At 57.4% G+C, this 13,818-nt stretch carries 12 protein-coding genes; 2 read left to right on the top strand and 10 right to left on the bottom strand.

Annotated features, from left to right (window positions below):
- Window positions 1-14: 14 nt before the first annotated feature.
- The 3 genes from TS85_RS07805 to TS85_RS07795 all read right to left on the bottom strand — a co-directional run bounded on the left by TS85_RS07805 (window position 15) and on the right by TS85_RS07795 (window position 7,946).
- A complete protein-coding gene (locus TS85_RS07805; protein WP_044331469.1) occupies window positions 15-2,021 on the bottom strand; it encodes an ATP-binding protein in 2,007 nt (668 codons plus the stop codon).
- On the bottom strand, window positions 2,018-6,922 hold the full coding sequence (locus TS85_RS07800) for a DEAD/DEAH box helicase (RefSeq protein WP_044331468.1): 4,905 nt from the start codon (window positions 6,920-6,922) through the stop codon (window positions 2,018-2,020). Before TS85_RS07800 ends, TS85_RS07805 begins: the two co-directional genes overlap by 4 nt.
- Before the next feature lie 688 nt (window positions 6,923-7,610).
- Window positions 7,611-7,946, bottom strand: a complete 336-nt coding sequence (locus TS85_RS07795; protein ID WP_155006340.1) for a hypothetical protein — start codon at window positions 7,944-7,946, stop codon at window positions 7,611-7,613.
- A gap of 626 nt (window positions 7,947-8,572) precedes the next feature.
- Here TS85_RS07795 and TS85_RS07790 point away from each other — a divergent pair.
- Window positions 8,573-8,785 carry a hypothetical protein gene (locus tag TS85_RS07790; RefSeq protein ID WP_155006339.1) on the top strand — a complete coding sequence of 71 codons (213 nt, stop codon included), beginning with the start codon at window positions 8,573-8,575 and terminating at the stop codon, window positions 8,783-8,785.
- An 11-nt stretch (window positions 8,786-8,796) separates the two neighbouring features.
- Here the strand turns inward: TS85_RS07790 and TS85_RS07785 are convergent, their stop codons facing one another.
- The 5 genes from TS85_RS07785 to TS85_RS07765 form a co-directional block, all read right to left on the bottom strand.
- Window positions 8,797-8,997, bottom strand: a complete 201-nt coding sequence (locus TS85_RS07785; RefSeq protein WP_044331465.1) for a hypothetical protein — start codon at window positions 8,995-8,997, stop codon at window positions 8,797-8,799.
- A gap of 268 nt (window positions 8,998-9,265) precedes the next feature.
- The gene (locus TS85_RS07780; RefSeq protein WP_044331464.1) at window positions 9,266-9,574 is read right to left on the bottom strand and encodes a hypothetical protein; all 309 of its coding nucleotides are present in this window, start codon (window positions 9,572-9,574) and stop codon (window positions 9,266-9,268) included.
- A gap of 84 nt (window positions 9,575-9,658) precedes the next feature.
- Window positions 9,659-10,156, bottom strand: a complete 498-nt coding sequence (locus TS85_RS07775; RefSeq protein WP_044331463.1) for an antirestriction protein ArdA — start codon at window positions 10,154-10,156, stop codon at window positions 9,659-9,661.
- A gap of 337 nt (window positions 10,157-10,493) precedes the next feature.
- Entirely contained in the window at window positions 10,494-10,919 is a 426-nt protein-coding gene (locus tag TS85_RS07770; protein ID WP_044331462.1) for a hypothetical protein, read from the bottom strand.
- A 104-nt stretch (window positions 10,920-11,023) separates the two neighbouring features.
- The gene (locus TS85_RS07765) at window positions 11,024-11,485 is read right to left on the bottom strand and encodes a hypothetical protein (protein WP_044331461.1); all 462 of its coding nucleotides are present in this window, start codon (window positions 11,483-11,485) and stop codon (window positions 11,024-11,026) included.
- Between the two features lie 143 nt (window positions 11,486-11,628).
- Here TS85_RS07765 and TS85_RS07760 point away from each other — a divergent pair, with 143 nt between their 5' ends.
- Window positions 11,629-12,504 carry a hypothetical protein gene (locus tag TS85_RS07760; protein ID WP_155006338.1) on the top strand — a complete coding sequence of 292 codons (876 nt, stop codon included), beginning with the start codon at window positions 11,629-11,631 and terminating at the stop codon, window positions 12,502-12,504.
- Window positions 12,505-12,520: 16 nt separating this feature from the next.
- On the opposite strand, the gene TS85_RS07755 is transcribed toward TS85_RS07760, so the two are convergent.
- Both TS85_RS07755 and TS85_RS07750 read right to left on the bottom strand, forming a co-directional pair.
- Window positions 12,521-12,943: a hypothetical protein gene (locus TS85_RS07755; RefSeq protein WP_044331459.1), complete on the bottom strand. Its 423-nt coding sequence runs from the start codon at window positions 12,941-12,943 to the stop codon at window positions 12,521-12,523.
- Between the two features lie 63 nt (window positions 12,944-13,006).
- Window positions 13,007-13,663 carry a hypothetical protein gene (locus TS85_RS07750; RefSeq protein ID WP_044331458.1) on the bottom strand — a complete coding sequence of 219 codons (657 nt, stop codon included), beginning with the start codon at window positions 13,661-13,663 and terminating at the stop codon, window positions 13,007-13,009.
- Between the last annotated feature and the right edge of the window lie 155 nt (window positions 13,664-13,818).

Raw genomic sequence — 13,818 nt, 5'->3', positions numbered from 1 at the left:
AACCATCAAGACTCCTACTCAATTCCCAAAGTCTTGAAGAATATCCTGTTTCTCATCTCAGCGTCGCGCAACAACTTCGTCCAGCTAATGACCTCAAGGTAAAGGTTGATTTTACTGTGCCAGTAGAACCAGCCCAGACCGTCCGGCATGGGCTTGAAATCCTTTTCCAGCTCCAGCCAGTCGGCAACCTTCTTTGGGGTGTCGCAAACGATATAGCCGTAAAATGGTGTGTTTTCGTTGACCAAAATATCGCGGTTTTTCGGGGTCTTGAATTTGCCGTCCCGTATCTGGTTCACATAGCGTATGACCTGAGCAACGGGGTCGTCCTTGGACGATGGGTTGGCAAAATCCGTGCGCTGGGGCTTCTTGAACTCGAAAATCGTGATGGGATTGCTGGCTACGTTCTCGCCTCTGAACGCCACGCGCTTGTTGTAGATGGTTATGTCTGTACGGTCGCCGTTCCCCTTGTTGATTGGCTTCTCCGACGAAATGAACTCGGAGAAATTCAGCCTCTCATCAAGCATCCACAGGTTATGTGCCTCGAAATCCAGCTCGTCCGAGTCCTTCTTCCGCTGCATGATGATGTCGTGAACTTCGCCTTCGGACTTGTGTTTGCCGTCATCGTCTGCGTCGAGGGCTTTGGAAAATAGGTCGAGGACGCACTTTCGCATTGAAACGTAATGGATGAGGTCGTTCCGGCTGGTGTCGGAAATGCTGCTCATCACCTCGGCAATCCTTTGTTCCAAATCGGCTTGTTGGTCGTCGCTCAGAATGGCGGCGACCCTGATGCGCGTGTCCGTTTCCTTCTCGAATTTTTTGCGTTGGAGGTGCAACTCGATGTCATTGGCGCTCGGACGCATGGGCAAGCTGCTGAAATCCACCTCCGCGCTCAGTCGTCGATGCCAAGGCGCTTGGTTTGTGACATAGTCCTCAATCCGCGCCTGTTTACGCTGTTTGCGTTCTGCAATCTCAGCGCCAATCGCGGCCTGCGCGATCTCGGCGGCCTTTTCTTCAATCTGGGTCTGTGAGATGCCGTTCAGAAGGTCGGTATCTGTTTGGAAACGAAACTCGCCGCGCTCAAGGGATACGTTGTCGTTAAGATAGTCACCGAAGACATAGGCTTTGATGACAAAATTACGGCCTTTCACGGCTTCCGGCGCGGAATCGGGTTCGCAGAACTCCTCTGCAAACTCTGGGACGTAATTCTTCAATGCCACGTCCGTGACCTCGCGGCGGTGGGCTACCAGACTGACCTTGCTCTGCGTAGTGCGAGGGGAATAAAATTTGAACACTCTGACGGAAAACGCCTTCTGATCACCGTTGGCGTTCAGCGTAAAATTGCCTTCTTTGATTGGCATTTCGATTATCTGACTGTTTTCTTTGCCCAGATAATCGTTGAGGGAAACCGGTAATGCCGTGCTGTTTGCATCCCTGATAACAACGCGCGGGCATGGCTTTTCCGCATCTACGAAGTAGGGAAGCAGGCGCTCCACAAGGATGCGACTGATAACGTCGATACCCTTTTCGGAAACCTTGACCGACCGAATGCCGGAAATCTCAATCTCCGCACCGGTGTGGCTCTCGGTGGATGGTTTCACCTCCTCATCAATAATGATTTCCTTGTCCGTTCCCATCTTGAACTTGCGTTCGTGGAAAGCGCCCCCTTCCACGAAAACGCTACGAACGTGCATCCGCTCGAAGTATTTCAGGCAGGTGAAGCGCCCAAACCCTTTGCCGCCGTCTGCCAGCTTCTGGTCGGTGAACAAGGTATCGAAGGAGACGCGGTTGCGCTGGTTGAAGCCGATACCATTGTCGGAAACGATGAAGCCGTCCACCGCCTGTAGGCGGTCAACCATGTCCTCCTGCCCATCGCGGATAATCTGTATGTCCACCAAACCTTTGTCAGACTTCTTGTCGTCAATGGCCTGAATGGCGTTGACCACAAGCTCAACAAGCGGGGTGTAGATATTCGTGCCTGAGCGGATGTTCTCAATCACCCGCCGGATGTTGACATTGCTCATGTCAAATCCCCCAAAGGCGGCAGTGACCGCACGATTTTCATGGTTTCCAAGCTGACGGTGATGACACGCTGGAATAGCTTAAGCGGATAGGCAGGATCGCCCACGGTTTCGATGGCGTAGCGGTTTGCGTCATTGACGATGCCGCTTGCTTTGTCGGTCTTCACGCACTGGCGCTCGATAACCCATTCGAGCGCGGGCTTGCCGTTCACGACATAATCATAGGCTTCCAGCGGAATGCCGGTCATGGTGATGTTGGCGTTGTAAATGACCGTGGTTTTGTCGAGGTTCGGGCGCTTGCCCGCGAATTTCATCTGCTCCACGCGGTAGAAGCGTTCGGGGTCGGGAATGTTGGCCAACCGCAAATCGCCCTGCACGATGGTGACGGGGTAAGGCTCAACAGCTTCATAGTCGCAATGCAGGTCGCCCAGCTTGCGCCCTGCCTCCACGAACGCCCAGAAATCTGCTGCCTTCTTGACTGCTGGAATGCGCGGCAACTGCTTTGACAGATTGTCGGCATAGCGGTCGCGGTATTCCTCGGAATGCAGCAGGCCATAGACGTAATAGAACAGGTCATCCTTCGTGATGGCCTCGGACGGATAGGCGGCTTGGAAGTGTGCCAGCCCCCCGTCAGTGATGCCGTCTCGGCGGCTTTGTAGCCCCGTATCGCTTGGGGCTTCAAGCATATCCCCTTGTGCATCAGCTTCCGCTTCAACTACATCGCCATAGAGAAAACGTGGAAAACATTGACCTTTTTCAACAAAATCATAGCTCGGAATCGTCGAACTCATCAGAGCGGAAAAATCACGGGCAGCAACCCCAGAAACACAAATGACCCGATTCTCGGCTTGAACGTCCGAGAAGATACGGGGCATCTGATAAACCCTCTCATTGAGATTGCGGTCAAAGTATAGCCACTGAGAAATGAATGGCCTATATGAACTTGGGACAAGCCGCTTTCTGTCGAATGCTATCCGCTTTGACCGCACCAAATCTGCTTTAAGATTGCCACTCCAACTGATGCTACGCGTTTCCGTGTCAATAAACCCATCCACTTTGGAATCTCGCTCTTTGCGACTGAAATTCGCATAAGCAGCATCAAATCTATCTAATTCGCTGTTATAGAATGAGATTAGAGCATCCATATTCTTTGCGACAGCTTGTTGACTAGGGTTGTATGCCCAACTATCTCTTGCCGTGAGAATGCCTTGCGAAAAATTATCGAACAGTTTGTCGGCATTACCCTTTTTGTCGCCCATGACTATAAATGCTTCGAAGCTATTATCGCGCTGATTTAGCCAGTCGCCATGCTCGTCAGGCGTGATGGTTTGCCAGCCGTTCGCCTCGGTAATGCCACCAAGGCTGCCAAAGCGAGAAATGATGGCCAGCTTGTCTTCGCGGGACAGGTAGTCACCAATGTCATGGAAGTGAATTTGGCCATGAGCGGTGGCAGCGGGATTTTTCGCTAGCAGGGCGATGGCAACGGGGGTGCGGCTGCCTGAGCCAAAGATTTTGCCACCTTCACGCCGCGAACGCTCGCCAGACGTTCGCTGGTTGCCGCGCAAGTGGAAAACATGGATATTTGAAAACTCCTCCGCCAGACACTGGCGAAGTCCGTCCGCAGTGTTTGCATCCAGCCAGCCAGCATTTGAGACGTAGGCGATTACGCCTGCATCTCCGATGCGGTCACTCGCCCACCGGATTGCGCGGATATAGCTATCATAAAGTCCCTTCGCGAGGGTCGCCTTGGAGCGCTTTGCGTAGGTTTCGCGGATACGACTATCCAGCTTTGGATAAGCCATGTTGTCGGCGTTATCATTTTCGCTCTTCTGACCAACTGAATAAGGCGGGTTGCCGACAATTACCCGAATATCCAGCTCTTTCTGACGTGTGCGGCGGTTGCTATTATCAGCCATGAGGTCGCTGATTAGGTCGCGTTCCTGCTCGTAGAGCTGGAACGTGTCGGTCAAGCAAATGCCCTCGAAAGGCACGTAATCCCCGCCCGCAACGCCGTGATAGGCGGCTTCGATGTTGATGGCCGCGATGTAGTAGGCCAGCAGCACGATTTCGTTGGCGTGGATCTCGTGCCGGTATTTGTGTTCCAGCTCCTCTGGCCTGATAAGGCCGGATTGCAGCAGGCGGGTGATGAACGTCCCCGTGCCGGTGAACGGGTCAAGGATATGCACGCCCTTGCTGCCCAGCGTCTGGTCGAACTCGGATTGCAGCACCTCGTTCACGGAATGGATGATGAAGTCCACCACCTCAACCGGCGTATAGACGATGCCCAGCCGCTCGGTCATTTTCGGGAAGGCGTTACGGAAAAACTTGTCGTAAAGCTCGACAATGATTTTCTGCTTGGCATCGGCCTTGTCGATGCCAGCGGCGCGGCGCTTCACGCTATCGTAGAATTTTTTGAGGCTTTCCGCCTCTTTCTCAAGGCTATGCTCGTCCAGTGCATCAAGCACGGCCTGCATGGCCATTGATACGGGGTTGTTCTGGGCGAAGCTGTAGCCGTCGAACAAGGCTTCAAAGACTGGCCGCGTGATGATGTGCTGCGCCAGCATCTCGATGGCTTCACCCTCAACGATGCTGTCATTCAGGTCGTCGCGGATTTCGGCAAGGAACGCCTCGAACGCGGTGCGTTCGGGAGTATCGGGCTTGGCAACAAGCGCGGTGATGCGGGTGATATGGGTCTGGGCAATCTTGGCGATGTCGCTTGCCCAATCCTCCCAATAATCCCGCCGTCCGCATTTCTTGACGATTTTCGCCATGATGGCCTTGGAAAACTCGTCAAAAAAGAACGCGCCCTGCACTGGCTCTTTCTGATTGATGTCGCCCTGTTCGCGGTCGTCATCATCGGCGGCGCTGCCGTGGCCGATGTTGGCCTTGCCGCCCTTTTTGTCGGTCTTCGTCGGCAGCTTGTTGCTGACGGCAATGACCTCGATGTGGTCGGAAATGTCCACGCCAAGGTCGGCCTTGTTTAGCATCGCGTCAAAGCGTTCGTCGTGCGAACGCAAGGCGTTGAGAATCTGCCAAACGACGCGGTAGCGTTCGTTGTCGTTCAATGCTTCTTCCGGCGTGACCCCTGCGGGAACGCCGATCGGCAAAATGACGTAACCCATGTTCTTGCCGGTGGCGCGGCGCATGACGCGGCCAACCGACTGCACTACGTCAATCTGGCTTTTACGCGGGTGCATGAACAGGATGGCATCAAGGGCGGGAACGTCCACGCCTTCGGACAGGCAGCGGGCATTGGTGAGAATGCGGCAAGCATGGTCGCCGTGTTCTTCCTTCAACCAATCCAGCAAGCGGTTTCGCGCCTTGGCATTGAAAGTGCCGTCCACATGCTCAAGCTGGCATTCGAGCGGCTGGGTATCGCCCTCGGCCTCTTTGCCCTCGTCCGATGCCAGATATTCGTCAATGACGGCGGCAAATTCGCTCTGCACCAGTTTGGACGTGGCAATGTCTTTGCAGAATGCCAGCGCCCGTTTCATCGGCTGCGGGTCGGTAAGCAGCTCATCCTTCAAGCCATGCTTGGTAAGCGCCTTATAGCAGCCGATAATCTTGGTAGCATCGTCCAGCTTCAATTCTGACGTGCCGTCTGCAAGGCGGTTTTGCACGCCGCCGCTGACCATGCCTTCGTCAACGGCAAGCACCAGCACCTTGTAATCGGTCAAAAGGCCGTTCTCGACTGCCCAGCCAAAGCCTCTGGCGAACAGTGTTTCACCATACAGGCTTTCGTCGTCCATTGAGCAAAGGACGGCGGAAGCCTCGTTCGCCTTGGTCTTTACCGCATCGCCAAACACGCGGGGCGTTGCGGTCATATAGAGGCGCTTCTTACCGGCGATAAAATCCTGATTATGGATTTTGACGAAGTTGCTTTCGTCCTCGCCGTCCAACGTTGCGCCGGTGGTGCGATGCGCCTCGTCACAGATAATGAGGTCAAATTCCGGCAGGCCATGCAGGCGCTGCGCGTCGGAAATCACCTGAATGGACTGGTAGGTTGAAAACACGACCGTCATCCGGTCATCGGCTGGGTGCGATGCCTTTTGCGCCAGCTTGGCAGCATTGGTCGTGGCCGGATAGTCGAGGTCGTGGGTTTCAATCTCGGCAACGTCGGAATTGGATTTCCGGCGCTTGCCAACCTGCACGTCTGAGCAAACCGCGAATGCCCGCAGCGGCGTTGCGGTATCAATTGTCCATTCGCGGATGGTCTGGCTCATCAGCGCAAGCGACGGCACAAGGAAAAGGACCGTCTTGCCAGCCCCCGCGAGGTCTTCGGCAATCTTGAGGCCGGTGAAGGTCTTGCCCGTGCCGCAAGCCATGATGAGCTTGCCACGGTCAGCCTTGGCCAAACCGTCGCGCACGGCTTCAAGGGCATCGCGCTGATGCGGGCGAATCTCTTTCGGCGGCGCAAGTTTGACCTCATCGCGCAACAGATAGGCCGCCCAATCAATCGGGCTGTCCTCAAGGCGGTCGAGGCCGATGCGGGAAATCGGCTTATCCTGATTGTCGAGCGCGTCTTCTGCGTTCGCGCTCCACGGGGCATCCGTGGTGTCGATAATCAGGCGGCGGCTGAAATGGCGTTTGCCGGATGCAGTGAAAAAGCTGTCAATGTCAGCCTTCTGGATACGGTGGCCTTCGCGGTAGAATTTGCACTGGATGGCGCAAAAGCCCTCCTCACCACGAATCTTGGCAACGGCATCAATACCCGTGTCGCGCCCATCAACATTGTGAGCGGCTGCCCATTCGGAATACAGCCAAGCGTCCTCATATTCCTGCATCATGCCGTGATCGTTCTTGGCGAATGCAACAGCTAGTCGCTCAAAATAGTTACCCTTCTCGCGCTCGGTCTGAGCCGATGACCTGAACTCGGCCAATAATTCACGCAATGGGGTCGTCATTCAGAAAAAGTCCTTTGAGCGCAGTCTTTTATATTGGCCGGAATTGTTGCATGCCGCGCCGCAACTTGCCAAGCCGTCTTGGTATCCTATTGCACCGAAATGAGCGTAACGGGAAGCGGTTGACTGCGTGGTTGAGGCACGCAGCCCAACCGGCGTGTGCTGGCGTCGGGTGTCCAGAGGGGCGCTGCAAGCCCCTTGGTCGTCTCCATGGGCGAATACCGTGGCGGGTATCCAATCCACGCTGGGTTGGCCCATCGGGAGAGGCTGGGTTCCAAGGGGCAGGCACGCCCCTTCGGCTAAGCCGCTGCATGCAGCAGCATGCAGGGTCGATGGGGTCCAGGGGATAGCGGAAATCTCCCCGGTCATGGCGGGTGTCGGGAGGAGCAGGAACGCTCCACCTGACTGGCGATGCAACGGCCATTCGTTGCCTCCGGTGCGAAGCCTCCCCCTGACCCAAAGCCATGTCACCAAGCGCGAGCCTGGTGATGTCGGCTGGGTGGGAATGGGGGAGAGATGAGCACCGGATAAGCCGGAGGGGATGCAACGGGGGACGCGCAGCGGGTCCCCCTTGCCAAGATGAGCGTGGTACTACCACGCACATCTTGCGGTACGTGCTAACGCTGAAAATGGCTCAAACCCTGCGGGTCTTCGCAATGGGACGGGCCGCTTACCGCAGCCCGCCACGCCCTCAGCCCTGAAGTTTGATGCGGGGTCTTGGCATGAAGCTGGATGGCGTCAGCCATATCCCTTCACCGGCGCGAAAGCAGGTGTCATGGCTCAGCACGATCCACACGCCGCTCATGTCGCCGTAGCCGCAATCGTCGGGCAGGAAGGAATGAAGCGCCCATGCCGATGCGATGGTTTCGTAGCTGCCGATCTGTACGGCCCCGGTCGCGTCATAGGTCGTTTTCATGCCGTTGTAGTGGTGGCTGTCGGCTGAGGCCGGGATATCGCGGGTCATCACGACGGCACGCCGCCCGCCGCGCCTGCCGAGTATTGCTTTGAAGATGGATGAATTGGCCATATAGTTCTCCTGTCGGTTCATGGGCGGGGTTATTCCCGACCATGCGACAGGGCGGCCACTCACGCGCGGCGGGTCACAGGGAACGAAACGGTTGGCTTTGTCCGCGCCATGCCCTCCCGGTCCCGTTTGCCAATCGCCAGCGGCGCGGATCACAAAGCCTCTGTTTCGCAGCCCTTGACCTATAGCCGCAAGTTGAGGGGCAACGTGGCGCATGGTCGCCCGTGCAGCGGCTGCCCCATAATCGACAGCACCATCAGTATCGGAATTGATTCTCAATAGCGGGACCGCACTTTTTCTCGACTGCCTTCACCTTCATCCCTGCCGGTTCAAGCCACCCCCGATCAATCGCTATTGCGAGACTATTGCAGGAGCATCAGTTCCCGCCATTCATCATCTCTCCGGCGTCGCAAGGCCGGTGCCGGGCATTGCAGCAAACGTTCTCTCTGTCTTTTCTTCAATCGTCTTCCTCCGGCTGGCATTCGCCATGGCCGATGTCTGTCCGAACCTGACTGATCTGCCCCACAGGGCGCAAGGCTTAGGCTTCGCGTCAGCCTTTTCCAGTTCCTTTCAATTCCGGGGAATGCGCCCGAGGGCAGGTCAGTCTCCGGCTCCTCCAGCCGCAGCCAATGGCGGCTGCCAGCCACATGGAGGAAACGATGTTCAAACTGACCGCGAACGATCTGCGCAGCAAATCCGATGCCCAGCTGACCGGCCTGTTCAGCGCCGCATCACGCGAGATGGCGAAAGCCCCGCGCCTGAGCAGCGCCTTCGTCACTGCATCCGCCGCATATACGCTGATCCGCGACGAGCTTGCCCGTCGCGGCCTGCGCCTCGGCTGAGTTGAGGCCGCCTATGCGGCGGCCTCTTCCTCTTTCGGTTTTGCCTCGCGCATGACGATCCGGCCATTCAGCGGCAGCGCGTTGAGGCTGAGCGTGAAGCCTTTGCCGTCGCGGGTGCGCCATGCCACCCCGATATCGGTCCAGCGGGTGTGATCGCCGTCGCCGGTGACGGTGTAGAGCCGGAAGGTCGGGCGGTTGGATTGTTCGGTCATCTGCGTTCTCCTGTTTTTGCCGCCGGGTCATTCCGTCGGCCTCATGGGAGTCACGCGACCTGCTGGAAAAGCAGGGGATCAAATGCTCGCGCGGGGAACACGCGCGACCGGCAACGGGGCGGAGCTGCACGAAAGGAAGCGAGCCGCATTGATCGCCTGCGCAGCAGGTCATAACCCCATGAAAGAGGCCGTCAGGTGTGGCCCGGTGGTGATGTGGGGACGCTGCCAGTCCGACTATCGATTGAGCATTACGACGCTGCGCTATCAGTCACCAGGGAATGCCGTCATCATCGTCGCCCTCGTGGAAGGGCAGGCATGGCTCATCGGAGATGAACTCTTCTTCGGGCAGCGGGAAGTTATACCGCGAACGCAGCGTGAACAGGAAATCGACCAGCCGGGTCAGCGACAGGCGCGGCGGCATACCATCGAATGCGTTCCGTACCTGTCGGGGCGTGAGCAGGCCGTGCCGGATGGCTTCGCCTTCAAGGTCAAGGCCGAGATCGTCGGCGATGCGATAGCATTCATCCAGCAATTCGCCCTTGAGGTACTGGATGCGTCCGGGGGTGACAGCGGCCACGATTGTCTCCTGCAAATCTTTGCAGCGAGGATATCTGCGCGGCTGATCTCCCATGGGAGAAAGCCGCGTAGAAGCGCCGCCGGTTCAGGCGCACCGGTAGGTAAGCCTGCGGCCCGCCACGGTGGTGATGGCGTAATCAAACGACAGGTCACGCGCGATGGCGTCGTAGTCGAGATAGCTGGCGATGCGTTCCGGGATGTCGCCGAACAGGCCTTCATCGACGAACTGCCGGGCCAGCTCGGTCAGGCATTCGATGTCGTAGATGCCGATATCAAGATCGTCGGGATCGCAGTCGCTGTTATAGCCGCATTCGCCGACCGCGATGATGAAGCGGGTTTTCTGATCGGCGTCCCATTCGTCGGCAAGCGCGATGAACCGGGCGATGTTGGCCTGATTGATGCCGAAAGCCTCCGCAAAGGCAGCGTCGATATCGGCACCGTCGATGAACTGAAGCTCGAACTCTTCAACCGGCTGGCCGTAATCGTTTCGCGCGAGGGAAGCCTTTGCCTGATAGTCGTCGAAACTCTCGAAATAGAAGCCTGCGGCGCTGATGTCGTAGGGCTGTGCGTAGAATGTCGTCATGTCCGTTTTCCTTTCGCTGATCTCTGAGGACGCGAAGGAAAGGGCCGGACGGGATAAGCTGGCGGTCAGCCCGGCACGGGCGGAACAGGCAACACGGGAGCGCCTGTGCAACGGGCGCGAATGGAGCGGGCAGCCTGTTGACCGGCGGCTCTCGTTCGGCAAATTCGCGGCTCAATTCTCAGGGGTCGGCGGGAAGAATCGGCAATGACCTGCCACCGCCCTGCTGTAAGGGAAGCGCCGCTCACGTCTGAATTCCGCAGTCCGGCGACGATGGGCCAGGCACAAAAAAGGCGGGACTTTCGCCCCGCCCGGTTCAGGTTCCGGCATAAGTGTGCGGTCAGGAAATCGTGCAATAGCCGCTGTAGTATTCCATCACCTTGCGGCCACCGCGCAGGGTGAAGCCGATCATCACGAAGGCCCCGCCTTTCGGCACGAAATGGATGCCGAAGAAGCGGTAGAGGCCATCGGCTCCCTGCCAGTTGGCGCTGGCATACGGGCCGGAATTGTCGAATTTGTTGATCGGGAGCCAGCCGGTCCGGGCGATACCCGTACCGCTGATTCTGGACAGGTTGAAACCGCCGCGCTTTGTGTCGATGGTGCCGGTGAGCGTGACTTTCTCGCTGCCCTCATGCGGACCATAATCCAGTTTGGCCTGACTGGAAGGCGACAAAGCCGTGCATTCCATCGCGAAGCCTTGGTCTGGCTTTATCGGAGCGGCGCTCGCCAGCGTCAGGGCGGCGACAGAAGCGATAACGGTGAGCATGGCGCTTTCTCCTCATGCGGCGGAACTGCCGCGATGGGAGAAGGCTACGCGCTGGGGTTCAGCAGCTTGGGAGAAAGCTGGAAAAAGGCATCGGGCAGAGATGCTCAGCTCTGGTTGGCTTCCCGCGCAAGCAGATGCCATGCTTCACGAAACGGCTCCAACCAGCCCTGTTGATACTTGCCCATCTCAAGATGGCTGTAATCGGGCAGGAACCGCCGCAGGTCGTTGTCCTTGCGCTGCTGCCCCCTTTTGCCCGGTTGATCCAGCCATGCCTGATGACACTCGGCGAGCGTCTGCGCGACGATGGCAGCCGGAACGACATAGGTGAACGGGCCGCATTCCTTGCCCATCGCGAAATCCACAAAACAATAGAAGAGCGTCTTGCTGGTAAGCGTCTCGTGCTTTTTGCTCATATGCCAGCCGCCATCCGTGCCGGTGCTGTTCCGGGTCTTGACCTGAACCGCGCAGAGCCGATCTCCGATCTCATCGGTTACGACGATATCACAGTTGGGAACGCCAGCCGGAGCAAGCGCTGCGATCATACCCCGGCGAAGAAGTTCGCTCATGGCATAATGCTCGCCAGCCGCGCCAGTGAGACTTGTTGCGCTTACCACTTTTACCTCCCGTCAATTAAAATCAAAACATACCAGCAGATAGGATAAATACGGGCCGTTAACTTTGATTTAAGTAAAATTCTGTATTTTCATAATTGAAAACAAGCATCGCGGTGAGGATGGTCTACAGATCGCCAACGGGTCTGCCACGGCTCGACCTGATATTGGGAACAGAGACGGACGATCCCGCCACTGCGCGCGCAGCATTCACCTACGGCACCGATGATTTCTTCGCCAACGCCTTCGACGCATCCACGGCTGGCAACAAATCCGGCGTGCAACTGAACGCGGCGGAAGCCGATGAACAGCGCCAGCGCGAAGAGGATGAGTGGGAAGCGTTGCGCGACGGCATGGCCGAACTGGCTTACCTTCAGGAACAGATTACCATTGGCGGCATAACCATGACCGTGGCCGAACATGGCAGGCTGGGCAAGCGCCTGACCGAAGATGCCGCATTCCGGTCAGCGGTGTCGGCAAGAATGAAGGCCGACAACCCGAACCTGACCGATGCCCAGATTGACACGGCCATGGATCGCTATTCCGAATGGGCGCGGCTGAAAAATATCCCGCCGGGCAAGCGCACGGATGAGCAAAACGAGCGGATTCGAGAGCTAAGTTCAGACCCCAGCTTTGGCGCGGTCGTACAAGGGGCGACAAGATACACTGAGAATCTGAACGCGCCACGTGCCACGATGGCCCAGATCAGCTCCGCATCGACAAGCTTTGACAGTGCTGGTCTTGCGCAAGTCGGGAATACCAGAGCGTCACTGATCAGCGATGTGGCCTTTGAAGCCAGCCAGACAAATGCGTCAACGACATCGGCTGCCGAACCGGCTCCGGCCACGCAATCCGACTTGCAATCTGAATTCTCAGCCGCCGTGAACAACCCGCCAGTGGTTTCCAGACCCGAAGACCTTGCCCTTGCGGCTGATAGCGCGCGTCAGCAAAACGCGGCCAGTTTCTCTATCTGACCATTAATCAATACCGTCAAAAGCTCAGCAGCCAGAGCATGCTCAGGTTGGAGATGAATCGGATGAGAAGAAAGCCGACCGGCAAGCTGCACAGGGTCAGGCCAAAGCCAAAAGCCTTTGAAAAGAAATCCGGGCGCTCAGAGAGCGAGCTGAAGCGGCGCTCCGCCATCAGCATGGCCACTGCGGCGAACAACGCTGCAATGGCGTACCCGCCAAAACCAAGCGCAATGCTGAAAAACCGCGACAGAAACGGAACGTCCGATGGGCACATTCCCTGCCTTTGCACGTGGGCGGGTATATACGGATCGGGCATGCAAAGCACATATCCCGAACTCCAAAAACCGAACGCAGCAACCAATAGGCCTGCGATCATCCAGACAACGAATAACTTTTCGATCAGTCGCGATTGCGATTTTTCCCCAGATCGCAGGATGTCCATCACTACCTCCGATAAGTGCTTTGTGAGAAGGCCGGAAAATGATGCCGGCCGAGTTTGCCCGGTTTACTGGTGAGGGGCTGGCGCACCTTGCCCGGCAAGGCTTTTGAACCGCTCCAGAGCGAACTGGCCGTAGCCCATGTTTACCAGCACGTCGGTCTGCCATGAGAAGCCGGTCGGACTGACGGAAGCAGACGCTCCCGTTTTATCGGCAGGGGCCATACGGACATCGAGAAAGGCGCCCGTTGCTTTTCCGCCAATGACAAGATTGGCCTTCAGCACGGGATAGCCGCCATATCTGGCTCCCTGATCCAGCGAGCGGTTATAATCGGCAGTCATCGCGAGGCCACGCCGTTCGGCCTCGGCGCGCACCTGTTCCGGCGTCAGCGAGCGGGGCAGCCGCCACGATGCAGGCACGGTGCGCTCAAGCGCATTGTGAAACCGCACATTGGTCAGCGTTGCCCGCACGCACAGTTCGGGCGGCATCCGGCCTTCGACCTTCCGGTGGCCGCCAACCTCATAGCCGCGTGAGCCATCATCGTTGCCGGTGTAGATCACAAGGGCGCGCGGGCCTTTGTCCAGCCCGACCTTGTCGCCCTGCACGATGGTGTGCTGCCCTTCGGCGCGAAGGGCGGCCACCATATCGTTGAACGGCAGGCAGGTGCGCTCCTCGATGGCGTGCGCTGCACTGACGCTGAATGCCGACGCAGCCGCCACAATCATCGCGGCGCTCCTGCAAGCGCTTGAAACCCCGCAACCCATGAAAACCCCCGCATGAATGGACTTAACGAACCGACGCACCGTACAAACCGGCACGATCAAATCGAGTCAAAAGATCGTTTGAGCGTTTAATAAACGGGGATATATTAAACCATGTA

It is taken from the genome of Sphingomonas hengshuiensis (assembly GCF_000935025.1).
Taxonomy (GTDB): Bacteria; Pseudomonadota; Alphaproteobacteria; order Sphingomonadales; family Sphingomonadaceae; genus Sphingomonas; species Sphingomonas hengshuiensis.
This window is presented reverse-complemented; position numbering and strand designations above follow the sequence as displayed.

What these genes read in the sequence shown, in the direction of transcription:
- TS85_RS07775 (WP_044331463.1), bottom strand. Translation starts at nt 10,156, where the DNA reads ATGACGACATTCTACGCACAGCCCTACGACATCAGCGCCGCAGGCTTC.
- TS85_RS07750 (WP_044331458.1), bottom strand. Translation starts at nt 13,663, where the DNA reads ATGATTGTGGCGGCTGCGTCGGCATTCAGCGTCAGTGCAGCGCACGCC.
- TS85_RS07795 (WP_155006340.1), bottom strand. Translation starts at nt 7,946, where the DNA reads ATGGCCAATTCATCCATCTTCAAAGCAATACTCGGCAGGCGCGGCGGG.
- TS85_RS07805 (WP_044331469.1), bottom strand. Translation starts at nt 2,021, where the DNA reads ATGAGCAATGTCAACATCCGGCGGGTGATTGAGAACATCCGCTCAGGC.
- TS85_RS07785 (WP_044331465.1), bottom strand. Translation starts at nt 8,997, where the DNA reads ATGACCGAACAATCCAACCGCCCGACCTTCCGGCTCTACACCGTCACC.
- TS85_RS07765 (WP_044331461.1), bottom strand. Translation starts at nt 11,485, where the DNA reads ATGAGCGAACTTCTTCGCCGGGGTATGATCGCAGCGCTTGCTCCGGCT.
- TS85_RS07790 (WP_155006339.1), top strand. Translation starts at nt 8,573, where the DNA reads ATGGCGGCTGCCAGCCACATGGAGGAAACGATGTTCAAACTGACCGCG.
- TS85_RS07755 (WP_044331459.1), bottom strand. Translation starts at nt 12,943, where the DNA reads ATGGACATCCTGCGATCTGGGGAAAAATCGCAATCGCGACTGATCGAA.
- TS85_RS07770 (WP_044331462.1), bottom strand. Translation starts at nt 10,919, where the DNA reads ATGCTCACCGTTATCGCTTCTGTCGCCGCCCTGACGCTGGCGAGCGCC.
- TS85_RS07800 (WP_044331468.1), bottom strand. Translation starts at nt 6,922, where the DNA reads ATGACGACCCCATTGCGTGAATTATTGGCCGAGTTCAGGTCATCGGCT.